We start from the raw sequence: 25,873 nt of genomic DNA on the forward strand, positions 1-25,873 counted from the left end.
ATCCCCAACTCCTGCCTCTCAACTTAATACAACGTTGTTGTCCCACACCGTTGCCAAGCCGAACTATGGGGCTGGAGGATCAGTTGTTATGCATCCGCCTTTATCAAATCACTGGCCTTTTCTCCGATCATGATCGCTGGTGCATTTGTGTTGCCACTGACGATTTCCGGCATGATCGAGCAATCGGCCACCCGCAGGTTTTGTATCCCGTGCACCTTTAGCTTTGCATCAACAACCGATGTCTTGGTGCTGCCCATCGCGCAGGTGCCGGTTGGGTGATAGATTGATGCAGTGTTCGATCTGGCCCAATCCAGCGTGCCTTCATAGTCATCGTGGCTTAACTCTGCCGTTGGTCGAAACTCCTCTGAAATTTTTGACGCCAGAGGGTTCTGTTTAGCGATCCTACGCGCGATGTTCACACCATCCACAATTGTGCGGCAATCCGTTTCTGTAGACAGGTAGTTTGGAATTATTTTGACATGTTTAGACGGATCCGGGCCGTTAAGGCGCAATTCCCCCCGACTTTCCGGGCGTAATTGACAAACCGACATTGTAAAGGCGGAAAACGGATGCACGCCCTCGCCGGGGCTGTCGGCGGACCAGGGCTGAACGTGGAATTGAATATCGGGGGTCTCAACATCCGGGCGGGTCTTCATGAATCCGGTTGCGAGGCTTGCGGCCATGGTCATTGGCCCTGCGCGGAACAACGCGTATTTCAGGGCAATGCGCGCCTGATTGATGAGGCTGCGGACTTCGTCATTCAATGTCGGTTCATTGCATTTGAATACCAGCCGTGCCTGCAAGTGATCCTGCAGGCCCTTGCCGACACCCGGCAAGGCGTGCAGCGGTTCAATACCGTTTTCTTTCAGGTGGTCCGGGTCTCCGATCCCTGAAAGCATTAGAATCTGTGGTGAGTTTATCGCGCCGCCTGACAGAATGATTTCGCGACGGACTTTCAGCGTTTGCTCGACCCCAGAGCGATCCCGATATACCAGACCGGTCGCCTTTTTCTTGTCTATGACCACGCGTGACACCAACGCGTTTGTGATGATGTTCAAGTTTTGGCGGCCTTTTATGGGCTTTAGATAGGCCACGGCGGCACTGCATCGGCGGCCGTTGCGCGTAGTCAGCTGAAAATACCCAACACCCTCTTGTTTGGCACCGTTGTAATCGGGGTTAAACGGGTAGCCTGCCGCTTGTGCAGCGGCGACCCACGCGTCGCAGATAGGACGTTGGATACGCATGTTGGACACGGACAAAGGCCCGCCAACACCGTGATATTCGTCTGCGCCCCGCTCTTGATCTTCACAGCGTTTGAACAGAGGCAGGACGTCATCCCAGCCCCATCCTTCATTGCCCATTTGCCGCCAGCGGTCATAGTCTTCCTTTTGACCGCGTACGTATAGCAACCCGTTCAACGAGGATGAGCCGCCCAACACTTTGCCGCGTGGCCAGTCGATCGAGCGCCCGTTCAACCCCGGATCAGGTTCGGTGCGATAACACCAGTCGACCGTGGGGTTATGCATGGTTTTGAAATAGCCAACGGGGATGTGAATCCACGGGTTGCTGTCGCGGCCACCAGCCTCAAGCAATGCAACACTCGTGTTGGGGTCGGCGCTGAGCCGATTGGCAATCACGCAGCCTGCGGAACCGGCCCCGACAATCGCATAATCCACTTCCATTATCGCCTCCTCCCAATGCCGCTGAAAAAAACTCTATGCAAGATAGAGGAATTATACTAGCCTTTTTTGATACAAAACGTCTCAATAATTGCAATCAGGGAGGTAAGCAATGGAGATCGGTAAGAAACTGAGTGGTATTTCGCGGCGGGATTTCTTCCGTGTGGCGGGCCGTTACGGCATGAGCTCGACACTGTTGGCAGCAGGCGGGTTCGGTGGAGCGATGAGTTTGGCGAATCTGGCTCAGGCCGCCGAATCAACCTATGAAAAGCGCTTTTCTAAAGAGCCGAAACACACGCTGAAGTTTGGTGCTTCTGGATTCAACACTCGCAACCTGCTGATCGAACGCGCCGGTGCGATCGAGTTCGCGCGTGATCTTGAGGAACGCACTGACGGAGAGATCCGGATTGAGTTCATCGGCGACAATCAGATCTGCGGACAGCTGAGCTGTGTCGAGAAGACCCAGCAGGGGATCGTCGACATTTACGCGGCCTCGACCCAGAACTCGGCCGGTGGCGCACCTTACCTGAACGTGTTGGATTATGCTTACATGTTCCCGAGCCGCGCGGCGCAGTATCACTTTTTCTACAGCCCCGCGAGCCAGCGCATCCTGCGGGATCCCCTGGAAAAACGGCACGGGTTAAAGTTCCTGTTCACCCATTGCGAACTACGCGGTCTGCAAATGGGTTCGACCTTTGCGGACAAGCCGACCGTGACCAAGCTGGAAGAGCTGTTTGGCACAAAGAACCGCGTGACGGGCACGCAGCTTGGCCGCATCGCCATGCAGCTCTTGAATCTGAATCCGGTGCCGGTGGCATGGGAAGAAACGCTGGACGCTTTGAAAACCGGTCTGATCGACGGCGCCGAAACTTGGGCCTCGGCTGTAGCCTACGCCAATATGGCGCCGGTCGTATCTCAGTCGGTCAACCTGAAGTTCTTCTGCGGAACCGAGCATACATCGATGTCGGCCAAGGTCTTTGACGGTTTGGGCGGCGAGTTGCAGGATGCAGTGATGGAGTCCTCTTACTTCACTCAGGCTTTGATTCAGGGTGCGAACGAGGCCGCGCTGCTGAACACAGTTGGGTTCTCAGAGCCGCAATTGCCCAACACGATCTTTGCTGAGAACGGTGTGCGTCCGGCCTTCCTGCCCGACGATCAGATCAAACTGGCCGAAGAGATGTGTGCCCCCAACTATAACCCTGAACCTTGGGCGCAGTGGCGTGAGCGTCTGAACAAATGGGCCGGTGGCATCGACACCTATCAGGAAATCTACGACATCGCGCGTGAGATTCCAGCAGACATGCTGCCGGAGAATGTCGAGCCACGCCGTTGGTGGATGGGCCAGGCCTGATAAGCTTCTGCGAACCGGCCCATAGCGGGCCGGTTCGATGCAAAACCGACTGGGAGGACGGGGTACATGTCGTTTTGGGCAGAAACAGGCGCGATATTCAGCGCCTTTCTCAGCCAGGATTCCTTCGAGATTCAATCTGCGCTGGAATCGAACGCGACCTGGGTATTGGGCGCGGTCGTCGCGGCCCTGGGCGGGGTCGCGATCATGCTGATTTATCGGGCAGTGCCCTTTGTCGAACGCCATCTGGAGCGGTCGGTGATGGTGTATTCCTATCTCGCTATCGCGCTGATCATCTTCTGGGGTGTTATTGATCGGTTCGTCTTTAACGATCAGGAGCCGTGGTCGACGACCATCCCGCCGCTCTTGTTCATGGTCATGGCGTGGTTTGGCGCGTCCTATAATGTCCGTCTGCGCACTCATCTGAGCTTTAGCGAATTTCGAACCGCTATGCCCCGTGGCGGACAGCTGACCTGTCTGATCCTTGATGCGATTTTGTGGTTTGGCTTTGCGGTAATCGTGATCGTGACCACCACGCGTCTGGTGGCGTTGTCGGCGTCAAATTTCCAGATCGTTCTGGGCACGGACAACATCATGCAGTGGTGGTTCCTTATGGCTGCGCCGCTGTCTTTCTTTCTGATGGTTGGGCGGGTCTTTCAGAACCTGGCAGATGATCTTCACAATTGGAAAACGGGTGAGCCGCTTATCAAGCAGGCCGTGATTGGGGCAGACTGATGGCTGACGGAACTTTGGTGACATTAATCTCGCTGGGCGTGACCTTTCTGTTCATGCTGGGCGTGCCCGTTTTTCTGGTCATTGGATATTGGGTGATCGGTTGCTCCTTTGTGCTGGGTCTCACCCTGGACAACATGGGTGCCGAGCTTCTCAATGTCTTCAACAAGGGCTTTGCTCTTTTGGCGATGCCCCTGTTCATTCTGACCGGTGACCTCATCAACAAATCCGGCATTGCCCGAAGGCTCAGTGACTTTGCCTACGCCTGTCTGGGCTGGATACGCGGCGGGTTGGCAATGGCTTCGCTTGGGGCATGCGGGTTGTTTGCGGCGATCTCGGGGTCGAACTCGGCGACGACGGCGACAATCGGCTCGATGCTGCATCCAGAGATGGTCAAGGGCGGCTATGATGAACGTTTCAGTGCGGCCACTGCGGCAGCGGGTGGCACGGTGGGGATCATCATTCCCCCATCAATCATCTTCATCGTCTATGGGTTTTTGATGAATCTGCCAATTTCCGAACTTTTTGTGGCAGGGATTCTACCCGGCGCACTGATGGTTATCGGGATGCAATTTGCTTGCTGGATTATCTGCCGCATGAACGGGTGGGGCTACCTGATCCCGTTGCAGCTGAACCGTGTCCTGAAAACGGCGTTTGGCGCTTGGCTTGGTTTCTTCGCCATTGGTTTGGTGCTATGGGGCATTTACACAGGCAAGTTTTCCCCGACCGAGGCCGCAGGTGTAACTGTTGGCTTCTGCGTCATTGCCGGTCTGGTCAGCTATCCGATCAATCGGATCATGGGCGCACGGAATGACATTCCACCAACCGAGAAAAGCTTTGCCGAAATGTTCGTGGTTGAAGGTTTCACAATCCCCGAGATCCCGTCGATCGTGATCCGTTCGGCGCAGATCACCGGCATTCTTGCGCCGCTGATCGCTGTTTCTGTGGTGATGCAACAGATCCTGTCCTTGCTAGGGGCGCAGCAAACCATTGGCGATTTCGTGACTTCAATGGGTGGCTATTATGCGGTTCTGTTCACTTCGATGGTCATCGTCTTCTTTTCGGGCATGGTGCTGGAGAGTTTGCCAGTCACAATCATCCTTGCCCCGATCCTTGCCCCGATTGCAGCTTCGGTTGGAATCGATCCGGTTCATTTTTCGGTGATCTTCCTGGTTGGGGCATCTATCGGGTTCATCACACCACCTTACGGTCTAAATCTCTATGTAGCTTCGGGCGTGACAGGCGTACCCTATTTCCGGTTGTTGCGATACACGGTGCCGTATCTGGTGGCGTTGCTGTCGGTTTGGATTTTGGTGTCGCTTGTGCCCGATCTGGCCTTGATCCTACTTCCAAATAGCTAGACTGTTACGGGATGGCTGAAACGGAAACACAAGAGAAAGAAACTCAGATCCCGACCAACTTGCGCCTTCTTCTCATACTTGAGGAGGTGGCGCGGCGCGGTGTGGCCGTCAAACCATCGGACTTGATCGAAACACTTGGGCTGGCCAAGCCAACCATTCATCGTTTGTTGCAAACAGCAGAAGCCGAAGGTTTCCTGCAACGCGATCTGGACGGTCGCTCTTATGGGCCAGGTCGCCGGTTACGGTTGCTTTCGGTCAATACGATGTCGTCAGAGCATCTGCGAACAGCACGTTTGGCAATCTTGCGCAGTGTCGCGGAAGAAGTGGGCGAGACCTGCAATCTGGCTATCCCGGACCGCGAGGGAATGATATATCTTGACCGGGTCGAAACGAAGTGGCCTTTGCGCATTCAGTTGCCTGTCGGTACGCAAGTACCCTTCCATTGCACCGCAAGCGGCAAGATGTATCTGTCCACACTGCGGCAGAAAACGCTGGATGGGTTTCTTTCAGCAGGAAACTTACGGCCGCAGACCGAACACTCGTTGACGGATCCCAAAGCTTTGCAAGCGGAAATCCGGCGTATATCCGAAAACAATTTTTCCACAGATGACGAGGAGTTCATGGCCGGAATGACAGCTCTTGCTGTGCCGATTCAAGATGGGCAGGGCAGGTTGGCTGGAACGCTTTCGGTTCATGCCCCGACACAACGTCACGATGTCAAAAGCCTGATGTCGTTTCTGGGCACGCTGCAAAAAGGGGCGAAAGAGCTTTCGGCGATGTTAGCGGAATGATCAGTACCTAAGATGACAGTTAGGATGCAAATTTCCTTCCGTGCCGTCTCCGGCATCCTCGATCGTGCCCCCTGTGACATCGTTTTGATAATCTTGTGCCTTTGGTCCGATTTCAAACAACACTGTCGTGTTGCCGAGCGGCGCAAAGGACCAGTTTGCGAGTGCTTTGGGGTTGGTTATGCCTTGCTCGACGATATAGCGCACGATCTCGTCGCGGCTGGTGTCCAGGGCCTTGAATGCGAGCGTGTCTCCCGGCGTACCAGATAAGAACCTGCCGTCGGACAAGCGTTAATTGTCGGTAGCAATAAGGAACTCCAAATCGCCTTTGACAGCTTCCGGGTATCTTGAAGGGCCACGAAGCATGATCGCGAGATGAGCTCGCTACATCCTTGAAAGCCCAGCATTGGTGTTCAAAAGAAATTGGCGGAAAATCGGGCTGCTTGCCGCGCCAATTCCGCGCGCGTTCTCTCCGACCGCCGCAGCTTCGACGACCGGAGGGATCAACCCCCGTTTATCCTGATTGACCAGATACCGGCGAACCCGGGCGACCAGTTCATCCCGCACTTCGGGTGGGAATGCGCCATCGATGAATATTGCTTCGAAGTCGATGACAGCGCAGATGGACAATGCCGCTTTTGCCAATTCCTGCGCAGTGGTGCCGATCCATGGATCCACATATCGGGAAATGCTGCTCCAATCCTGCGGCTTTCTCCAAAGAACCCCAGGGTCGACACCTGCTTCGATCAGCCTGTCCTCGAGCAGAAACAGTGATGCAGTGTCGATCAGTTGCTGGCTTTCACCCAATGGGCCTGTTGTGCGCATCGCGCCTAAGGCACCTGCATTGCCTTGGTTGCCCTCGAACACCGTGCCGTTCAACGCGACGCCACCGCCGATCATCGAGCCGATGAAGAAATAGAAATAGTCGCGATACTCGGCCCCGCGACCATAGAGATGCTCTGCGTGACACGCGGCAGTAGCGTCGTTAACGACAAAGACCGGAAGATCGCTGAATTTGGCAACTTCGGAAAAGAAATTCACGTTTTTCCACGACCTGAATTTCTTGGCTGCAAGCCCTGACAGGTCATGCCACTTCCAAAGTTCGAACGGAGTACCGATTCCGATACCGCACACTCGGTCCCGAAGAGTCCGAGGTTCGTGTGAGAGGAGCGTCTCCAGCCCAGACTCCAGAAAGCCGAAAATGACCTCTGGTAGCGGATAGTCATACGTGGTGGAGAGTTGGCGGCGCGGCGTGCCCAAAAAGTCGATCAACAGCAGATCGGCACTACGCCGTCCAATCTTCATCCCCACCGACAAGATGCCTTCCGGGTTCAATTCCATGGGGATTGAGGGCTTCCCCACTTTGCCGCGCAACGGGGTTCCACGTTTGAGAATCCCGTCCTTTTCAAGTTTGCGCAAAATTATTGATACAGTTTGCGGAGACAGGCCTGTTAACCGCGCAACGTCCGCGCCAGCGGTGGGCCCATGTCGCTGTAAAACCGTCAAAATCAGACGTTCGTTGTGATCGCGAACCCCGCTTTGACTTACCCCGCCGGTCAGTGATTTAAGAGCCTCTTTCTCCATAAGTTTGAACATAAACGCCTTATTTTCTTATGAAAAGACATCCGCGCAAATTAATAAATAAACTTTATTTATTTATTGACAGAGAGGCCAGAATCACTGTTCTCTGATTGAGACCTTCATTGGAGGATGAGGTCGGGTCTTGCTGGCATGCCGTGCGAGGCAACAACAATTTTCTGGGAGGACAACATGAGAAATCTATTCAAGATTGCCGCATCAGCGACTGCGCTTACGATGGCCGCAGCATCCGCCCAAGCGGCTGGTGAAACCGTTTGCCTGATTACCAAGACGGATACCAATCCATTTTTTGTAAAGATGAAGGAAGGTGCCACAGCCAAAGCCGAAGAGCTTGGCATGACGCTTAAGGCTTTTGCAGGTAAGGTCGACGGCGACCACGAAACTCAGGTTCAGGCGATCGAAACCTGCATTCTTGATGGCGCAAAGGGAATTCTGCTCACGGCGTCTGACACAAGCTCGATTGTACCGGCTGTTCAGCAGGCGCGCGACGCTGGACTTCTGGTGATTGCGCTGGACACACCGCTGAGCCCAATTGACTCGGCGGATGCTACATTTGCCACGGACAACTACAAAGCTGGTTTACTGATCGGACAATGGGCAAAGGCCAAAATGGGTGATGCAGCTGCCGACGCCAAAATTGCGACACTTGATCTGAACGTCAGCCAGCCAACAGTGGATGTTCTTCGCAACCAAGGTTTCCTGGATGGCTTCGGTGTAGACTTGGCCGACCCCAACGTGATCGGTGACGAAACCGATGCGCGCCTGGTTGGCAGCGATGTAACCGACGGCAACGAGGAAGGTGGCCGACGTGCAATGGAAAACCTTCTGGCAAAAGATCCAACAATCAATGTCGTTCACACGATCAATGAACCAGCAGCGGCAGGTGCTTACGAAGCTCTGAAGTCTATCGGACGTGAGAACGACGTGCTGATCGTCTCGGTTGATGGCGGCTGCCCCGGTGTCCAAAACGTAGAGGCAGGTGTCATTGGTGCCACCAGTCAGCAGTACCCGCTGTTAATGGCCTCGCTGGGTGTCGAAGCCATCAAGAAATGGGCGGACGAAGGTGTGAAGCCCGAAAATACGCCCGGGAAAGACTTCTACGATACCGGCGTTGCACTGATTACCGACCAACCAGTTGACGGCGTCGAGTCTATTTCGGTCGCCGAAGGCCTGGATCTCTGCTGGGGCTAAGCAAGCACCAATTGGATGAGGCGCGTCGCAGCGCCTCATCCTTTCTGTTCACCGAAAAACCGAAACTTCCTTTAAACTGATCTCGTGGCTGCGATGCGCGCTAGGGAAGGGGGAGAGATGTCTGAAGCAAAACGAGGCGCCCAGGAGTTTGAGACTGCTGCCAGTCCGAAAGAGACCGTGGCTGAATTTGAGAGCCACCGGCGCGGCATGTTGGGGAAGTTACAGCACCTTCTCCACGTCAACCCATCTTTTGTGCCTTTGATCGTATTGGTCGGAGCAATATTGATCTTTGGCTTGCTATTGGGTTCAAAATTCTTCTCGCCCTTCGCAATGACCCTGATCCTGCAACAGGTTCAGATTGTAGGTATCGTCGCCGCAGCGCAAAGTTTGGTCATTCTGACCGCCGGCATTGACCTAAGCGTCGGGGCGATCATGGTGTTTTCTTCTGTCATTATGGGGCAATTCACCTTCCGCTACGGTATTCCGGTACCAATTGCCGTCATGTGCGGTCTGGCCGTTGGCACGATGATCGGAGCTTTGAACGGTTGGCTTGTCAGTCGCGTCAAGCTGCCCCCCTTCATTGTCACACTCGGGATGTGGCAGATCGTTCTTGCGACCAACTTTTTGTACTCTGCGAACGAAACCATTCGCAGTCAGGATATCGAAGCCAACGCCCCCTTCCTTCAGTTCTTCGGAACAAAGTTCAGCATTGGCGGGGCGACTTTTACCGTTGGCGTCATATTCATGCTCACGCTTATCTTTGTGCTGGCTTATGCGCTCAAACACACAGCGTGGGGCCGACACGTATATGCCGTAGGGGATGACCCCGAGGCCGCCGAGCTGTCCGGTGTCAACGTCCACAGAACCCTAATGTCCGTCTACATGCTGTCCGGTCTGATCTGCGCTTTTGCGGGCTGGGCTTTGATCGGGCGCATCGGATCGGTCTCACCAACCTCCGGCCAATTGGCCAACATTGAAAGCATCACCGCTGTCGTGATCGGAGGTATTTCTTTGTTCGGCGGCCGTGGCTCCATTCTGGGGTCCCTGTTCGGGGCGCTGATCGTGGGTGTCTTCACCCTCGGGCTGAGGTTGCTTGGCGCAGATGCGCAGTGGACCTTCTTGCTTATCGGGCTTCTCATCATCGCAGCAGTCGCAGTCGACCAGTGGATCAGAAAGGTATCGGGCTGATGTCAGACACAACTCCAGTCGTCCAAGGGCGCGGGATCGTGAAGCGCTATGGCCACGTCACCGCCATCGACCATTCCGACTTTGAGCTGCGCCAAGGTGAAATCCTTGCGGTCATCGGAGACAACGGTGCGGGCAAGTCGTCTATCGTCAAGGCGATTTGCGGCGCTACGATCCCGGATGAGGGTGAGATCTTGATCGAAGGGAAGAGAGTCAACTTCACCTCACCGATCGACGCTCGCAACATGGGGATTGAGATCGTCTATCAGCAGCTTGCGATGTCCCCGGCGTTATCCATTGCGGACAACATGTTCATGGGTCGCGAGATCCGCAAACAGGGCTTCATGGGCAAATACCTGCGTCAGCTTGACCGACCTGCAATGGAAAAGTTCGCTCGTGAGAAACTGACCGAGCTTGGGCTGATGACCGTTCAATCCATCAACCAAGCGGTTGAGACGCTTTCGGGTGGACAGCGCCAGGGTGTTGCCGTTGCCCGCGCAGCCGCCTTCGCGACCAAGTTCATTATCATGGACGAACCGACGGCTGCTTTGGGGGTCAAGGAAAGCCGCAAGGTGCTTGAACTTATTCAGGATGTACGCGCGCGTGGCATTCCGATCATCCTAATCAGCCACAACATGCCGCATGTCTTTGAAGTTGCAGATCGCATCCATGTGCACCGACTAGGCAAACGGCTCTGCACGATCGATCCCAAGGACTATACGATGTCCGACGCCGTCGCCTTCATGACCGGCGCCAAAGAGCCCCCGAAAGAGGACGCCGCGTGATCAAGCAGGACGTAGAGCGCGTTTGCGATTTGATTTCCTCCCGGAGGCAGGTTGAGGTCCGGACGATTGTTGCAATTGCCGGCCCTCCTGCGTCCGGTAAATCGACCTTGGCAGAAACCGTTGTAAAATCGCTGAACACTCAGCAAAACTCGGTGGTTCCGTTTGCGACTCTGATCCCGATGGACGGCTACCATTTGGACAACGGTGTACTCGAACCGCGCGGTCTGCTGCCGAGAAAAGGCGCGCCAGAAACCTTCGACGGTATTGGGTTTTGCGATGCAATCAGACGGCTTCAGTCTGCACGGCATGAGCTCTTTTACCCAAAATTCGACCGCCATATGGATATTGCCATCGCAAACGCGATTGCTGTTCACCCTGAAACGCCAGTTGTTGTTGTAGAAGGAAACTACCTTCTGATGGACAGCGACCCGTGGAGGACAGTGGCGGATGCGTATGCTGCAACGGTTTTCATAAGCCCAACTTTGGAAGAACTCGAAAGCAGGCTGCAACAGCGATGGATAAAGCATGGATTTGACCCAAAATCCGCGCTTCGACGTGCTAAATCTAACGATCTGCCCAATGCCCAGCTTGTTATTCGCAACAGCAGGAAAGCAGACCTAAACTTAAACCAGAATTATACGGAAACCGGCACACGCTACGCTTTTTGACCCGGTTTTCCAGGCACCAAGTTAGTCTGCCGGGTGTTTCGCTGAACGAAGCCTTGTGCTTGAAATGGAACTGGCAACCAGTACTGCGTGACCGCTTCTTTTCTTAAGGAGCCTCGCGACCAACCTTCACCCAGGCACCCTGAGGCAGATACAAGCAGTCTGGTGTTGACGGATTGTTGGAAGAGTGGCGGTTAAATAATTGCCTCGAGACAGAGCAGGTCACGACATATGGTCGTTCCAAACCATCGCGCCGTTATCTGAAAGGTCGAGGCATGGCATTCAGACGCGCTCGAGCCTTGCGTTTGTCGGCGACAATAGAGTTCGTTGGATCGGCAACCACCCACGAACTGGTGGGCACAGGCGCATGTGTACTGCTGCGCAGTTTTCTGATCTGTGTGGTCCGAAGGGGCAGGGTATTTGTGCGGATCCGTTTTCGAGATTCCGGGCGCTCAGGCCGTAGCTTGAAAGGAGGACCCGATGCGTTGGACACGAACATTGCAATTGGTCGACGTGCACTGCGCCGGTGAGATTGGCCGTGTGGTAACAGGAGGCATGCTGGACATCCCCGGCGCGACGATGGCTGACAAGCTTGACTATATCAACAAGGTGGATGACGACTTGCGCCGACTGTTGTGTTCTGAGCCGCGTTCAGGCCCTGCGGGCTCTGTGGTTCTGTTGCTTCCAGCCACTAAACCGGAGGCCGATACAGGCTTTATCGTCTTGCAGCCCGATCAGGCACACGCGATGTCAGGTTCCAATGCAATGTGCGCCGTGACGGCCATTCTGGAAACCGGCATGAAACAGATGGTTGACCCTGAGACCGAGGTCGTGCTGGATACCGCAGCCGGGTTAGTGCGTGCCATCGCCCGATGCGAGAATGGCAAGGTCATCAACGTGGCGCTGGACATGCCGCCTTCCTTCGTTTTGACCAAAGCTGCTGTCATCGACACACCCGATCGGGGGCAGATCACGTATGATATCTGCTTTGGCGGCGTGTTTTATGCGTTGGTAGATGTGGAACAAATGGGGCTTACCATATCACCTGAGAATGCACGCGCATTAGCCATGAACGGCGTATCTTTGAGGGAACGGATCGCGTCCAGCATCGAGGTGAAACACCCAACGACGCCAGCTCTGGATGGGCTGGCTTATGTCATGTTCCGTGGCGAAGACGATGACGGGGCCATTCGAACCTGCACGACGATGCGTCCCGGGCGTGTGGATCGGTCTCCTTGTGGCACCGGGTCAAATGCAAACATGGCTGCCCGACATGCCGGCGGATTTGTGGAACCGGGCGACAAACTGGTTTCGCGCTCCATAATTGGCGGGGAATTCACCACGGAATTTATCTCCGATGCAGTCATTGGAAGCTACCCTGCAACGCAAAACCGCGTTTCCGGTCAATGTTGGATTTATGGCCTGAGCCAAATTGGTCTTGATCCTACCGACCCGTTTCAGAATGGGTTCACACTATCGGACACTTGGGGAGGCTAGCTGCCGCCCTTCTTCTGGTGGGTTTGAAGGTGATATCCGGCGAGATTTTGAGAGTTTGTGGCTTGAACAGGTGGCTTGGGGTCAATCTGTTCACATTATTTGAAAGATCCAGCCCCCTCGTGGCGATCTAAAAGAAATAGGGCAACGCATATGCGACTAGGATTTATCGGAACGGGCGTGATCACCGAGGCGGTGGTAAGCGGCCTTTTGGCGACCGACCTGGAGATTGCTGAGGTTCATGTGACCAAACGCAATCGCCGAGCGTCCGCGCGGCTGGCTGCAACTAGCGATCTTGTGCAGATCTGCGATTCCGCGCAATCGGTTGTTGATAATTCGGATCTGGTGTTTTTGGCTGTCCGCCCGCAGGATGCCCAAGCGGTGTTGCGCCCGCTCACGTTTTCCGAGGGTCAGCACGTCTGCAGCCTGATCGCCACGTTGACGCATGATGCTTTGCAAGACTGGATTGGCGCACCTGTACGACTGTTCCGAGCAATCCCATTGCCCGCAGTCGCACAGCACCGCGGAGTGACTGTCCTGTTTCCACATGACCCGATAGGCGAGGCGCTTTTTAACCCCTTGGGAACTGTGGTCAGTGCCCAGACAGTGGAAGAATTCGATGCCTTTGCCGCCGCAAGTGCGCTGATGGGAACGTACTTTGGTATTTTGGATATCGCTTCGGCCTGGATGCAATCAAACGGAATTAAGCAGGTGGATTCGCAACGCTACCTGAATGGCGTTTTTGCAGCGCTGGCGCAGACCGCGATGAAGGATTGTGAAAAATCCTATGACGCGCAGCGGATCGAGCATTCGACCCCGGCTGGGCTGAACGCACAATTGTTTCAGGTCTTTGTTGAAGCAGGAGGTACAGAGGCCGTAAAGACAGGGCTGGACAGCGTAATGCAGCGTTTATGCAACGCCCGCGAAAGGTCTGAGCGGGGTGAGGAGTGAGGCGCATTCCAGTCGGAACGGTCAGTGTTTTGACGGGTGCCAGCAAGCAAGCCCCGCGCCAAATTCATGCGAAGGACAAGTGAAGCAAACCCGGACAATCTGAAACTTAGGGTTTGTGCATTACAGAGGCTTTATACAGCCTTTCATTGTCTGCCCAACTGAATCCGGTTTCGAACTCGGTTGACCGGATTGATTGCGGGCGCTTGTGTTTTGCATTGCTTTGAAGTGCTCACGGCCATAACTGAATTGATATGGCTAATCGCAGATACAACATCCCTTCTCTAAGCTCGCTGGTTGCCTTTGAGGCGGTGGCGCGACTGCAGGGGTTCGCACGTGCCGCCGAAGAGCTGAACACGTCACAGCCCGCTATCAGTCGCCACATTCGAAACTTGGAGATCCGATATGGTGTTGAGTTCTTTGATCGCGACAAAAACCCGATAGCGCTTACATCCAAAGGCAGTCAGTTTTACGCCGGCGTGGTTCAAGGTTTCGATGCATTGCAAAATGCGGTTCAGGATTTGAAGCAAGTCGATAACAGGGTCACCCTGGTATGTTCTCATTCAGTTTCGCACTTGTTGCTGATGCCGCGATTTGGATACCTTCGGAACGCTTTGGGAAATGAGGCCGAACTGCGTGTCATGACTGCTGAATATAATTTGGTTCAAGCTGCAGTCGATTCGGGCGGTGATATTGTTTTTGAATACTCTGCAACAGCGCCTGACACAGAACATGTTGTGGTATGTGAAGAGAAGGTCAAACCGGTTGGGACGCCCGAAATGGTTAGGCGCGCTGTCAGCGCCCTGTCGGGAGAATGCGAAGCACCGCCGCTACTGAGATTGCAGAAAGAGAACTATGGTTGGTTGGATTGGATTGACTGGTGGGATGCGCACCCCGAGTATGCGGATTGGCCGATCTGTGGAGAATTCGATAGCTATGTCTATATGTTAGAAGCGGCGGCATCCGGTCAGGGTTTGGGTTTGGGTTGGCTCAGTTTCATTGACCCTTACCTAGCGCGTGGTGATCTGGTTGAGATGCCAGTTGACTGGCATTCAACATCCACCAAGGTATATGCTCGGTTAACGCGATTTGGGCAAAGGAACCCAATGGCGCAAAAGTGTCTTTTGCTTTTGAAGGGATCACAGTTAGCAGATTGAGTAAGCCTAGTTGGTGACTGTGGCGGTACGCCACCATGGGTAAACTTATGTTCGGATCATTGAGGCTCAGAATTCAGACTCGGTCATGCTACAAATCGTATCGAGCCATCAGGCAATATTTTGTCGTCAAAGTTGTGTGTTCAAGTCACCTGGCCTGAGCCCCAGAATCTCCTCCAAATTAGTGTTTAGTCCGCTCAACTGAGGGATGGGCAAATAAAGACCAGATGCACCCAGAAAAAGATCACCCAAATGATCAAGGAACAGGAAACTGCACGCCATCTGCGACAGCCAAAGTATGACAGTTGCCCGAAGGTGTTCCAGTCTGCAGGCGCTATCGCAGCCCACATTGTTTGTTGGCCAAGTGTCCTGGAACTTAGAAAGTAGCTTTTGCCTGCATGGCTTTGGCCCCGTCGAAGCGGCGAGCCCATAGCTGCATCGTGTTGTCTTCACGCGTTCCTTCGATATGGAACGGAGTCATCCCCGCCAGAGGAGCAGTTCCACGGAATTCAAAGATTCTTGGTGTCGCTCCCATGGTACGTTGCGCAAGATCAACCAGTAGCGTTGCCGTAAGCGGCCCATGAAAGACCAACCCGTCATACCCCTCGACTGAGCGCGCATAGTCTACGTCATAATGGACCCGGTGCCCGTTGAAGGTCAGGGCCGAATAGCGAAAAAGCATAACTTGCGACGGCGATATTATTTCAGAGACTTCGGCATTGATCGGAGCAGGAATAGGCAAGGATTTTTGAGCATTGGGATGCGGGTCTTCCCGATAAACGATGTCGTGTTCTTCAGTTATGGCCAGCGTTCCGTCGTTCAAAAAAAGCTCGTGTAGAACCGTCACAAAACACAGTTGCCCGCTGCGACCGATCTTTTCGGTTATCTTTTTTATCGTAGAGCGTTTCTTAGCCTGGGAGCCCAGTGGGACAGCTGCCTTGAACTTGAACCGTCCGCCAGCCCACATTCGGCGAGGTAGAGCGACCGGAGGCAGAAAACCACCTTTCTTTGGGTGACCATCACGACCCAGTTCGCCCAGCGGTTTTGCTTCGAGAAAGTAAAGCCAATGCCACAAAGGTGGAAGTGCGTCGCCGCATTGCAATGTCGGTTCGCGGCCAATTGTGGCCTGCATAAACCGGGCAGGTTCGGTGCGCAAAGTGTCCGTACGCGTTTCTGAGCGTCCGATCCAATAGTCGACGTCGTGCGGCATCAATACGGATCCTTCTTCGTTGGTCACGCGAATGCAGGGTGCAACGCCGCGCCATACTGATCGATTGAGGGGGCGGATGACAACGCTTGCCCTCTTTAACGTCCAGCCAACGGATCAGCATATCGGGTTTCGCGTTGGTTTCGCTTCCTTGAGCTGTCATCTCAGGTCAGCTGTACGCCAGTGCTATCGACCGGTCGGCGGTTGGGCGCTCACCAAAGCGCGCTTTGTAGGCTTTTGAGAAATTGACGATACTGGCAAACCCAGTTGCGACGGCAACATCAATGATGGACAAATCCGTTCCATGCAGCAACACGCGCGCACGGTCCAGACGCAGATTGCGATAGTGTCGTGACGGGCTGGTCTTCAAGTGTTTGTTGAACAACCGTTCGATCTGCCGCCTCGAGATTTTTTCTTCTCGAATCAATTCATCAACCGGGATCGGATCCTGAAGTGAGTCTTCCATTTTCTTGAGAATGCTCAGAAAAGCGGGGTTTCGGGATCCAGCCATTTTTGACATTGTCTGGCGTTGCGATCGGTTGCTGTGATTGTCAAAGTTATGGAGGCAATGGTCCGCCACTTTCTGGGCAGTGCCACTGTCGAAGTCCGATTCAATGATGGAAAGCGTCAAGTCCAGGCTGGCAGTGCCCCCGGCGCTTGACGCCAAACTGTCATCAGCCACAACACGCACCAACAAGCAGTCAAGTTTTGGAAACATCTCTTCAAAAACCGGCGCCAGAGACCAGTGGAGCGTCAGTTGCGCTTCGGTTGCCAACCCGGCGCGCGCCAAGGTAAATGCACCGGTTCCGATCGCCGCGACCCGACCGCCAAATCTGGAATGTCTGCGCAACCATTGCAGAGTTTCAGGGAGAGCGTCGAGATAGCCGGAGTACCCCGAGCACACGATCACGTAGTCTGCATGCCGCGTCATAGAAAGGCCGGTCTCTGTCGGGATTTCGATCCCGTTCGAGCACATTACGTTGCTGCCTGTTTCGGTCATGACCGACCAGGTGTATTCTGTTTCACCTGTCACTAAATTGGCCGCCCGCAGAGGTTCGATTGCCGCCGCGAAATCCAACATGTTGGTGCCTGGAAGCAGCAGAAAGTAAAAGTGGCGCTTTTGGGCAATGATTTCTGAATGCCCGACAGCGCTTGGGTTTTCACCCCCCCGGCAACGGGTGATGGGTTTGGACTCAATATACATACGCTGCCTTGCCTTTCCTCAGACCTTTAGAATGGATTTGAGATCAGTACCCCTGTCTGCAACCATCTCGGGATGCGGGGACTTGCCGGATTCGATCAGCCGTTTTGCAACCATGTAGGCGCGCGGGTCGTTCATTGCGTCGGTCGCAATGAGTTTCCCTTCACAATAGTTCCATACCGAGTACGACCCATCGTCACCTTCGCGTGAGACGACCTGATCATAGCCGGCATTCAATCCGGCGATTTGAAGCTTGACGTGATACTGATCCGACCAGAACCAGGGCTTCGCCTTATAGGGTTTGGTGGCACCCATGATGTTTTCGGCTACCGTTTCGGCCTGATCAATGGCATTGCCAACGCTCTCCAATCGGATCTGGGCGTTCCCATGGGGAAACGTCGCACAATCCCCCGCAGCCCAGATACAAGGATGCGAGGTGCGGCCCAACGCATCGGTTTTGATGCCGTTTTCGACGGTAACTCCGGCTGTCTCGGCAAGTGCCGTGTTCGGGGTAATGCCAATCCCTAAAACAACAAAATCGGCAGGGACAACGTCCCCGTTGGCGAGTTCGACACCGTCTGCGCGGCCCTCTCCCGTGACGCGTGCGATCTTGGTACCTTCAAGAATTCGGACGTTGTTGGCATCGTGCAGCTCGCGGAAATACTTGGCGGTTTCCGGTGACGCGACACGCTGCAAAATGCGCGGTGCAGCTTCGATCAGAGTCACATCCAGATCCAGCTTTGCCGCAACGGCAGCGACTTCGAGGCCAATGTAGCCTCCGCCTATGATGGCAACCTTTCGACCTTGCTTGAATTCCGGTGCGATTGCATCGATATCGGCAATCCCTCGGATCGTATAGGTGCCAGTCAGGCTTCCACCTATGCTCTCGGGCAAACGATTGGGGGTTGAGCCTGTCGCGAGGACTAGGTGTTCAAAGGCCAGTGTTTGATCGTCACAGACAAGTGTCTGATCGTCCACAGAAATGTCCGTCACCCGCTGATTCAGGTGCAAGTCAACCTGATGCTCATCAAAGAAACTCTCGGGCCTCAAGAACAAGCGGTCCCGAGGCAGCTTGCCCAACAGATACGCTTTGGATAGGGGCGGGCGCTGATAGGGTGGGTGCGCCTCCTCTCCGATCAGGGCGATTGGCTTGTCATAGCCAAGATTGCGCAGTTTGACTGCGGCGGAGCAACCCGCTTGCCCCGCCCCGACAATGATGACACCATAGTTGGTCATTTCATTGACCTCGCAAAGTCACGCTCAAACACATTCGCGGTCCGCGATATCGAGGGCTCGATCCAGGATCTCCAGACCCGTCATCAGATCCTCTTCGCTGATGTTCAGCGGTGGGGTCAGGCGGACGACATTGGAATAGAAGGACAGGTACAGCCCTTCGTTCATCGCAAAGCTCATCATATCCGACATTGGCTTGGCATCCGGGCCCTTCGCTGCAAACGGCACCAATGGTTCGCGCGTGTCGCGGTTCTTGACCAGTTCGATGCCGTTGAACATGCCCTTACCGCGAATATCCCCGATGCTGGGGTGCTTTTCTGCCATTTTGGCCAGCTCGGCCCGCATCTTTTCACCCATGAGGGTTGCGTTTTCCAGAGCGCCTTCGTCCTGCATGGCGCGGATTGCAGCGATGCCTGAGGCGCAGGCCAGCGGATGCCCAGCGTAGGTCAGACCTCCTGGCATCGGGTAGTCGCGCAGCCAGTCATGCAGTTTGGTTGAGACCGACATGGTACCAAGTGGTACATAGCCCGAGTTGATGCCCTTGGCGCTGGTGATGATGTCCGGCTGTACACCCCAGTGATCGACGGCGAACCATTTTCCGGTACGACCGAACCCGGCCATGACCTCATCTGCGATCAGCAGGATGCCGTATTTTTCACATGTTTCCTTGATCGATTGCAGATAACCATCCGGGGGAACGATGATGCCGTTGGTGCCCACGATCGGTTCCAGAATGACGGCCGCCACCGTGTTGGGATTTTCGTACATCAGGATCTCTTCCAGATGCGGACCGCCCTGGGCCACCGGGCATTTCGCCGGATCGGTGTGGCCTGTCGGCAGGCGATACACGTAAGGGTCCAGCATCCTCACCACGCCCGGCATATCGGCGCGGGTCAGGTGGTGGCGTGGGTCGCCTGTCAGGGACAGTGTGCCCCCGGTTGCCCCATGATACGAGCGATAGCGCGCGATGATCTTGGTCCGGCCTGTATAGTGCCGCGCCAGACGGATCGCAGTCTCGTTCGCCGCCGAACCTCCGGTAGTGAAAAAGGTCGAGGTTATGTTTTCAGGCGTGATCTCGTTCATGATCGCCGCCATTTCCGAGCGCACATCCGAACCCATCGCCGGGCCGATATAACACAGCTTGTCCGCCTGATCCTTGATCGCCTGTACGATCTTGGGGTGCTGGTGACCCATATTGGCGTTCACCAATTGACTTTGAAAGTCCAGATAGCGTTTGCCGTTGCTGTCCCAGAACCAGCTGCCTTGCGCGCCGGTGATGACACGTGGGCGGCTGCCTTGCTTCGACCAGCTTTGCAGATAGTGATCTGCATGCATGTCCTTGACCCATTCAGGATCATGTGAGGGGAAGGCGTTGCTGAAATCTTCCATAACAGGTCTCTCGGCGGGATGAGGTTTGGATCAATCGATAATGGTGACGGGCTGGCCCAAAGCGTCGGCATCAGGTGTGACGCCCAGACCCGGCCCTTCTGGTGGTGTGATGCGGCCGTTCTCGCGTACAGGGCCATCGGGGGCCAGACGCGGGCCGACATAGTGGCTGAGGTCGCACGTGTTCATGATACCACGCGCAGGTGTGGACGCGGCCAGATGCAGCAACGCGGCGGTGGTGATGTCGCTGCCCCAGGTATCTTCGATACACATCTGGGTGCCCAGCGTCAGGCACAAATCCCGGATTTGCCGCATGGCAGACAGGCCGCTCATCTTGGATAGTTTCAATGCCACGGCCTGCATGCATCCGGCCTGATGCGCGGCGAAGATCGAGGCGATGTCATGCGCGTTCTCGTCAATCTTCATCGGAAGGCCTGTGGTCCGCTGCACGTGGGCGCATTCCTCAAGCGTGGCACAGGGCTGTTCCAGCATGACATCCAGATGGGCCGCAGCACGACCAACCCGGATCGCGGTTAACGCGTCAGTGCCGCAGTTCCAATCGCCATAAACCAGCGGGCCCGGACCCACGGTTTCGCGCACCTTGGCCAGTCGCTCGACATCCGTTTGCCAGTCGCCATCAGCGCCCAGCTTGACCTGGAACTGGCGCATCCCATTGTCATAAGCATCTTGTGCCATGCGCGCCATTTCGTCCGGCGCCACACATGTGATCGAGTGATAAAGCGGCATGTCCTTGACCTGCCGACCTCCCAGCAGGCGATGCACCGGCAGATCGGCGGCTTGGCCGGTCAGGTCCCACAGCGCCGTATCGAGCGCGGATTTTGCGTAACCATGGCCATGAAGATACCTGTTGGCCTGCTCCATGACGGTTTCCGGCCCCACCGGGTCCGCACCAATGAGCACCGGAGCCAATTCGGCAATGGCCGGGATCACGCCCTTGGCATAGGCGGGCAGGTAATGCGGGATCGGGCAGACTTCGCCCCAGCCGGACAAGCCCGTATCCGTGTCCAAACGCAAAACCACCGAAATGGTCGTGTCACAGGTTTTCCCATCTGCCATGTAATATGTTTCATGGCTGGTCAGCGGGACTTCCCAGGCAGCAATGCGGGTGATCTTCACGTCAGGTTTCCTTTCATTAACCCGTTGCGCAAATGGCAGGTTTTTCGGTCTTTCTATTGGGGTCGCAGGATGCTTCAGGGCGTTACTACGATGTTGCCAAACGGTCAGTGTCCTGATCTGAGTTGTCGGTATTGGGTGGCGGGCACCTGATCTTATGCCCGCCGGTTTTGTTTTAAGCTGGAACCGCAACGGGTGCGTCGGTGCGAGGCAGCTTGCTCTGTGGGTCGTAGGCAGGCTCGCCCAGTATGCGACCCTTACGGGGTTCACCTGCGACGATCACTTCGATCTCCTGACCCGGCACGTTGGCGTGCGGCTTGACATAGGCAAAGGCCAGAATCTTGCCGACCGTGTGGCCGTAAGCAACAGATGCTGTCGCGCCAACAATCTCGCCGTTTAACTTGATCGCCTCGCCACCATGTCCGTCTTCGATCCCGTCTGGTTTGATTTCCAGATAGGCGCAGACCCAGGGCATTTCGCCTTTCTCGGTCTGCTCGGCGCTTACGCGTGTGGCTTCGACACCCAGATACTCCTTGTCCAGCTTGAAGAAGCGACCCACATTGGCCTCGGGCAGCGTGACCTCGTTGGTTAGTTCGCCCGCGCCGGGGAAGGCTTTTTCCATCCGCATCACGTTCATGGCAAAAGAGCCATAGTTGACGATGCCATGCGGCTCGCCAGCAGCCCACAGGGCCGTATAGACATCCACACAGGCCTCATCCGGCATGTGGAATTCCCAACCCAGCTCGCCGGCATAGGACATGCGGAACGCCCAGACCTTGTGACCGGCCACGGTGATTTCCTGAGCCGACAGCCAGCGGAAACCGGCATTGGACAGGTCCGCATCGGTGCACTGTGCCAGAACTTCGCGCGATTTCGGACCGTTCAGCGACAGGGCCGACCAGCCAGCGGACAGTGGCGTGATGGTCACATTCTCATCGGCACGGTTGTGGTTCAGGTGGTCCAGCAGGCGCTGCTCGAAGAAGGCCGCGCAGACCAGATAGAAGCGGTCATCCGCCATCCGCACCAGAGTGGTTTCCAACTCAATCCGGCCCCGGCGGTTTAGCATATGGGTCAGCGTGATCGAGCCGGTCTTCTGCGGCATCTTGTTGGCGGTCAGACGGTCCAACAACGCATAGGCGTCCGGTCCCGAAACCTCGACCTTGGTGAAAGCGGTCACATCCATGATGCCGACGTTTTCGCGGACGGCTTTGACCTCGGCACCGACCACATCATGCACCACGTTGCGGCGGAAGCTGTAGTGATCGTGCTGCTCGACACCTTCGGTTGCAAACCAACGGGGACGTTCGAAACCATAGACTTCTTCGTAGACCGCGCCTTTGTCCTTGAGGAGTTCATATAGCGGCGACGGCTTGATCGGGCGGCCTTCCAGACGGTTGAAGTGCGGGAAGGGGATCTCATGGCGCAATTTGTAATCTTCGTGCGCTTTGATGACCTGCCAGTCTTTCTTTGCATAGGCGCCAAAGCGGCGCGGGTCGTAGTCACGCATCGAGATGTCAGCGGCCCCATGAACCATCCACTTGGCCAGTTCACGGGTCAGGCCAGGGCCCCAACCGATACCGATCTGTGTACCACAGCAGCACCAGTAATTCTTGACGCCCGGAGCGGGGCCAACCATCGGGTTGCCATCCGGCGGATGGCTGATCGCGCCATGCACTTCGCGGGTGATGCCGAGTTCAGCAAAGATCGGCATCCGTTCCAGCGAGTTTTCCAGCCAGGGCATCACGCGGTCATAATCGGCCTCGAACAGCCAGTTCTCGTATTCCCATGGGCATTCGTCATGCCAGACCGAGTTCGAGTTTTCTTTTTCGTAAATCCCGATCAGGCCCTTTTTCTGCTCCATCCGGATGTAGCCTGAGACCTGTTTGTCGTCGCGGATCACCGGCAGTTCGGTGTCCAGATCCTGAAACTCAGGTACGTTCTCGGTTACGAAATAGTGGTGCGTCATCGAGGTCATCGGCAGTTGCAGGCCCGACCATTCGCCCATCTGACGAGCGTAAGTGCCGCCAGCATTGACCACATGCTCGCAGATAATCGTGCCCTTCTCGGTCTCGACCACCCAATCACCTGCATCGTTTTGGGTGATGTTGGTGGCGCGGCAGTGACGGAAGATTTTCACGCCTTTCTGACGGGCACCTGTGGCCATGGCCATGGTCACGTTCGACGGGTCAACGTGGCCGTCATCCGGAGTGTAAAGCGCGCCCAGAACGCCTTCGAGGTTATAGAACGGGTGCTTCGCGGCAATAAAGTCCGGGCCCACCAGTTCAATGTTGAAGCCGAGCGAACGACCCACCGACAGGGTGTGGCGCAGCCAATCCATTTCGTCTTCGGTGTAGGCTAGACGGAAGGAACCGCAGCCGTGCCACGTTACGGCTTGCCCCGTCTCTTCCTCAAGCGTCTTTGAATACAGGCCGATGTTATAGTCGACCATGCGGCCCAAACCATAAGAACTGGTGGAATGGGTGATTTGACCTGCGGCGTGCCAAGTCGACCCGCTTGTCAGTTCAGCTTTTTCCAGCAGGACGGTCTCAGCCCCCCAGCCTTCATGACCTAGGTGGTACGCTAGGCCGCATCCCATAACGCCGCCACCAACAATGACGACCTTGGCGCGTTCGGGCAGTTCTTTTGTGGACATCGCAAGAATTCCTGTTCGAGAGTCGCAGATTTCTATGGACTTCCTATTGCCACATATGTACCAGTGTCAATGTCTAACGGCACAAATGTACATACCGAGACTCGCAATGAATGGTACAGATGTTTCAACTGGGGTTCTGGGGCGCCTGTCAGAGGAATTGACGCTTTTGACACCCGAAGCTCAGAAAGCCGCGCGATATGTTTTGGAAAACCCACGGGAAGTTGGTGTTTCCACCGTGCGTGAGATAGCCGAGGCTGCCAGAGTAAAACCAAACACGGTTGTGCGAATGGCCAGGCAAATCGGTTTTGAAGGATATGGAGACTTTCGCGAGCCATTTCGTGATGAGATTCGTCGAAGTGACGGTTCTTTCCCGGACCGGGCGCGTTGGCTGCAGGGAATCAGGCGCACTGGTGACCTTGGAGAACTCTATGCCGACCTGTTGGATTCCGCCATTCGGAACATAGAAGAAACCTTTGCAGAAATTGATGCCGAACAGCTCCAATCCGCAGCAGAAGTTATTTGGTCGGCACGTTCCGTCTATACCCTCGGCGTTGGAATAAACAACTCGAGTGCGTCAAACTTCACATATCTGGCCCGCACGGGGATGACAGACTTTCATGCGATCCCCCGGCCTGGATCAACGGCTATTGATGACCTGGCTTGGGCAGATGAGAAGGATGTGCTGATTGCCATCACGTGTCATCCCTATCGTACTGAAGTCGTCGAGGCAGTGGACATCGCGCGAAAGCAAGGTGTCACTGTCATTGGAATATCAGACTCGCCCGCCAGCCCGATAATTTTGTCGGCACAGCATAGTTTCATTGTCTCGGTAGACACCCCTCAATTCTATCCTTCTTCCCTGTCTATCATTGCACTTTTAGAAACACTGCTCAGCTTTGTTGTTGCTGTGTCGAGTGATGAAATCGTCGAGCGGGTCGAAGAGTTTCACATACGCCGTCATCAGCTTGGCCTTTACCAGGAGGAACACACATGAACGCCCCGCTGACCCATTCGCTGGACGCCAGATTCTACACCGCCCCGGAAGTCTTTGAAAATGAGATGAATGGTCTTCTGATGCGGACCTGGCAATTTGCGGGTCACGCCAACGACATCCCCAATGTCGGCGATTATTTCGCGTTTGAGATTGCCGGTCAGAACCTGTTTGCTATCCGTGGGCGCGACAACGTCATTCGTACATTCTATAATGTCTGCCAGCACCGGGCTCATGAAATGGTTACCGGCACCGGCAATACCCGCGTAGTGGTGTGCCCCTACCACCAGTGGTCTTATGAATTGACCGGCGGATTGCGCGCAGGCCCTAACGTAAAGAACGTTCCCGGCTTTCAGCGCGAAAAAATCTGCCTGACCGAGGTTCGCACCGAAGATTTTTTGGGCTTCCTCTTCGTCAACCTCGACAAAGATGCCGCCCCCATGGACGAATGGTATCCCGGCGTGAGGGAAGAGATTTCGGAATACGTGCCTGGTATAAACGACCTGGCACCGCTGGAATGGGTCGAGATTCCGGAAAACTGCAACTGGAAAGTTTCGATCGAAAACTACTCCGAATGCTACCACTGCCCCTCTAACCACCCCACTTTTGCAGAAGGCGTTGTAAAGCCTGAAACTTACGACATTCAACCCGACGTGGGCGGCGGTTACGTGTTGCGTCACACCACTGAATGTCAGGCGTTGGAAAAGATGACCTATCCGATCGACATGTCAGTTCCGCATGCAGGCGACTATCAGTCGTGGTTCCTGTGGCCGATGTTCTCGTTCCAGTGCTATCCGGGTAACGTGCTGAACACCTATCACTGGCGTGCCAACACTGTGGACACCTGCACCGTATGGCGCGGCTGGTACACCGAAGGCGGTCATGAAAGCGATGTTATCCGGGGGCTCGCGGTACAAGACCGCCAAACAACGGTCGAAGAAGACATCCGCCTTGTCGAATCCGTTCACCGCGGGCTGAAATCCAAAGGCTACGTTCCCGGCCCGCTGGTTCTGGACCCCGCCTGCGGCGTCATGAGTGAACATTCCATCGCCAAGCTCCAGCAATGGATGCGTGAGGCGGTGGAATAAAGCCCAGCACAGTTAAACAACTTTTTTCGGAGGGTGTTTTGCCCTCCGAAG

The 25,873-nt window shown here is 55.3% G+C and carries 22 protein-coding genes; 13 read left to right on the forward strand and 9 right to left on the reverse strand.

Annotation, left to right across the window (positions count from 1 at the left end):
• Positions 1–86 precede the first annotated feature (86 nt).
• Positions 87–1,682, reverse strand: a complete 1,596-nt coding sequence (locus tag GOV85_RS07145) for a GMC family oxidoreductase (RefSeq protein WP_171176461.1) — start codon at positions 1,680–1,682, stop codon at positions 87–89.
• A gap of 109 nt (positions 1,683–1,791) precedes the next feature.
• On the opposite strand from GOV85_RS07145, the gene GOV85_RS07150 reads away from it, so the two are divergent.
• From GOV85_RS07150 to GOV85_RS07165, 4 genes are all read left to right on the forward strand, one after another.
• Entirely contained in the window at positions 1,792–3,030 is a 1,239-nt protein-coding gene (locus tag GOV85_RS07150; protein WP_171176463.1) for a TRAP transporter substrate-binding protein, read from the forward strand.
• A gap of 66 nt (positions 3,031–3,096) precedes the next feature.
• A complete protein-coding gene (locus GOV85_RS07155) occupies positions 3,097–3,762 on the forward strand; it encodes a TRAP transporter small permease (protein ID WP_171176465.1) in 666 nt (221 codons plus the stop codon).
• Positions 3,762–5,120, forward strand: coding sequence for a TRAP transporter large permease (locus tag GOV85_RS07160; protein WP_171176467.1), 1,359 nt, complete (start codon positions 3,762–3,764; stop codon positions 5,118–5,120). The genes GOV85_RS07155 and GOV85_RS07160 overlap by 1 nt, the downstream gene beginning before the upstream one ends.
• Positions 5,121–5,131: 11 nt before the next feature.
• Positions 5,132–5,911, forward strand: coding sequence for an IclR family transcriptional regulator (locus tag GOV85_RS07165; protein ID WP_171176469.1), 780 nt, complete (start codon positions 5,132–5,134; stop codon positions 5,909–5,911).
• Here GOV85_RS07165 and GOV85_RS07170 read toward each other — a convergent pair whose 3' ends face one another.
• Complete coding sequence (locus GOV85_RS07170; protein ID WP_171176471.1) at positions 5,912–6,196, reverse strand: hypothetical protein; 285 nt, start codon at positions 6,194–6,196, stop codon at positions 5,912–5,914.
• A gap of 96 nt (positions 6,197–6,292) precedes the next feature.
• Entirely contained in the window at positions 6,293–7,492 is a 1,200-nt protein-coding gene (locus GOV85_RS07175) for an ROK family transcriptional regulator (RefSeq protein WP_171177281.1), read from the reverse strand.
• Positions 7,493–7,723: 231 nt separating this feature from the next.
• On the opposite strand from GOV85_RS07175, the gene GOV85_RS07180 reads away from it, so the two are divergent.
• The 7 genes from GOV85_RS07180 to GOV85_RS07210 all read left to right on the forward strand — a co-directional run bounded on the left by GOV85_RS07180 (position 7,724) and on the right by GOV85_RS07210 (position 14,932).
• Entirely contained in the window at positions 7,724–8,698 is a 975-nt protein-coding gene (locus GOV85_RS07180) for a sugar ABC transporter substrate-binding protein (protein WP_245223183.1), read from the forward strand.
• Between the two features lie 117 nt (positions 8,699–8,815).
• A complete protein-coding gene (locus GOV85_RS07185) occupies positions 8,816–9,886 on the forward strand; it encodes an ABC transporter permease (RefSeq protein WP_171176475.1) in 1,071 nt (356 codons plus the stop codon).
• Positions 9,886–10,668 carry an ATP-binding cassette domain-containing protein gene (locus GOV85_RS07190; RefSeq protein WP_171176477.1) on the forward strand — a complete coding sequence of 261 codons (783 nt, stop codon included), beginning with the start codon at positions 9,886–9,888 and terminating at the stop codon, positions 10,666–10,668. Before GOV85_RS07185 ends, GOV85_RS07190 begins: the two co-directional genes overlap by 1 nt.
• A 194-nt stretch (positions 10,669–10,862) precedes the next feature.
• Positions 10,863–11,336 carry a hypothetical protein gene (locus tag GOV85_RS07195; RefSeq protein WP_171176479.1) on the forward strand — a complete coding sequence of 158 codons (474 nt, stop codon included), beginning with the start codon at positions 10,863–10,865 and terminating at the stop codon, positions 11,334–11,336.
• A gap of 477 nt (positions 11,337–11,813) precedes the next feature.
• Complete coding sequence (locus GOV85_RS07200; RefSeq protein ID WP_171176481.1) at positions 11,814–12,830, forward strand: proline racemase family protein; 1,017 nt, start codon at positions 11,814–11,816, stop codon at positions 12,828–12,830.
• A gap of 150 nt (positions 12,831–12,980) precedes the next feature.
• Positions 12,981–13,778 (forward strand): pyrroline-5-carboxylate reductase, encoded by a 798-nt coding sequence (locus tag GOV85_RS07205; RefSeq protein ID WP_171176483.1) that lies wholly within the window; start codon positions 12,981–12,983, stop codon positions 13,776–13,778.
• Positions 13,779–14,029: 251 nt separating this feature from the next.
• Complete coding sequence (locus GOV85_RS07210; RefSeq protein ID WP_171176485.1) at positions 14,030–14,932, forward strand: LysR family transcriptional regulator; 903 nt, start codon at positions 14,030–14,032, stop codon at positions 14,930–14,932.
• Between the two features lie 373 nt (positions 14,933–15,305).
• Here GOV85_RS07210 and GOV85_RS07215 read toward each other — a convergent pair whose 3' ends face one another.
• The 6 genes from GOV85_RS07215 to GOV85_RS07240 all read right to left on the reverse strand — a co-directional run bounded on the left by GOV85_RS07215 (position 15,306) and on the right by GOV85_RS07240 (position 23,743).
• Positions 15,306–16,139 (reverse strand): MaoC family dehydratase N-terminal domain-containing protein, encoded by an 834-nt coding sequence (locus GOV85_RS07215; RefSeq protein WP_171176487.1) that lies wholly within the window; start codon positions 16,137–16,139, stop codon positions 15,306–15,308.
• Positions 16,140–16,305: 166 nt separating this feature from the next.
• The gene (locus tag GOV85_RS07220; protein ID WP_171176489.1) at positions 16,306–17,340 is read right to left on the reverse strand and encodes a GlxA family transcriptional regulator; all 1,035 of its coding nucleotides are present in this window, start codon (positions 17,338–17,340) and stop codon (positions 16,306–16,308) included.
• A gap of 18 nt (positions 17,341–17,358) precedes the next feature.
• The gene (locus tag GOV85_RS07225) at positions 17,359–18,573 is read right to left on the reverse strand and encodes an NAD(P)/FAD-dependent oxidoreductase (RefSeq protein ID WP_171176491.1); all 1,215 of its coding nucleotides are present in this window, start codon (positions 18,571–18,573) and stop codon (positions 17,359–17,361) included.
• 24 nt (positions 18,574–18,597) lie between these two features.
• Positions 18,598–19,959, reverse strand: a complete 1,362-nt coding sequence (locus GOV85_RS07230; RefSeq protein ID WP_171176493.1) for an aminotransferase class III-fold pyridoxal phosphate-dependent enzyme — start codon at positions 19,957–19,959, stop codon at positions 18,598–18,600.
• A 30-nt stretch (positions 19,960–19,989) separates the two neighbouring features.
• On the reverse strand, positions 19,990–21,093 hold the full coding sequence (locus GOV85_RS07235; RefSeq protein WP_171176495.1) for a mandelate racemase/muconate lactonizing enzyme family protein: 1,104 nt from the start codon (positions 21,091–21,093) through the stop codon (positions 19,990–19,992).
• Between the two features lie 172 nt (positions 21,094–21,265).
• A complete protein-coding gene (locus GOV85_RS07240; protein WP_171176497.1) occupies positions 21,266–23,743 on the reverse strand; it encodes an FAD-dependent oxidoreductase in 2,478 nt (825 codons plus the stop codon).
• A 106-nt stretch (positions 23,744–23,849) separates the two neighbouring features.
• On the opposite strand from GOV85_RS07240, the gene GOV85_RS07245 reads away from it, so the two are divergent.
• Both GOV85_RS07245 and GOV85_RS07250 read left to right on the forward strand, forming a co-directional pair.
• Entirely contained in the window at positions 23,850–24,737 is an 888-nt protein-coding gene (locus GOV85_RS07245) for a MurR/RpiR family transcriptional regulator (RefSeq protein WP_171177283.1), read from the forward strand.
• Positions 24,734–25,822 (forward strand): SRPBCC family protein, encoded by a 1,089-nt coding sequence (locus GOV85_RS07250; RefSeq protein ID WP_171176499.1) that lies wholly within the window; start codon positions 24,734–24,736, stop codon positions 25,820–25,822. The genes GOV85_RS07245 and GOV85_RS07250 overlap by 4 nt, the downstream gene beginning before the upstream one ends.
• Positions 25,823–25,873: the final 51 nt, after the last annotated feature.

It is taken from the genome of Ruegeria sp. HKCCA4633, from assembly GCF_013034605.1.
Lineage (GTDB): Bacteria > Pseudomonadota > Alphaproteobacteria > Rhodobacterales > Rhodobacteraceae > Ruegeria.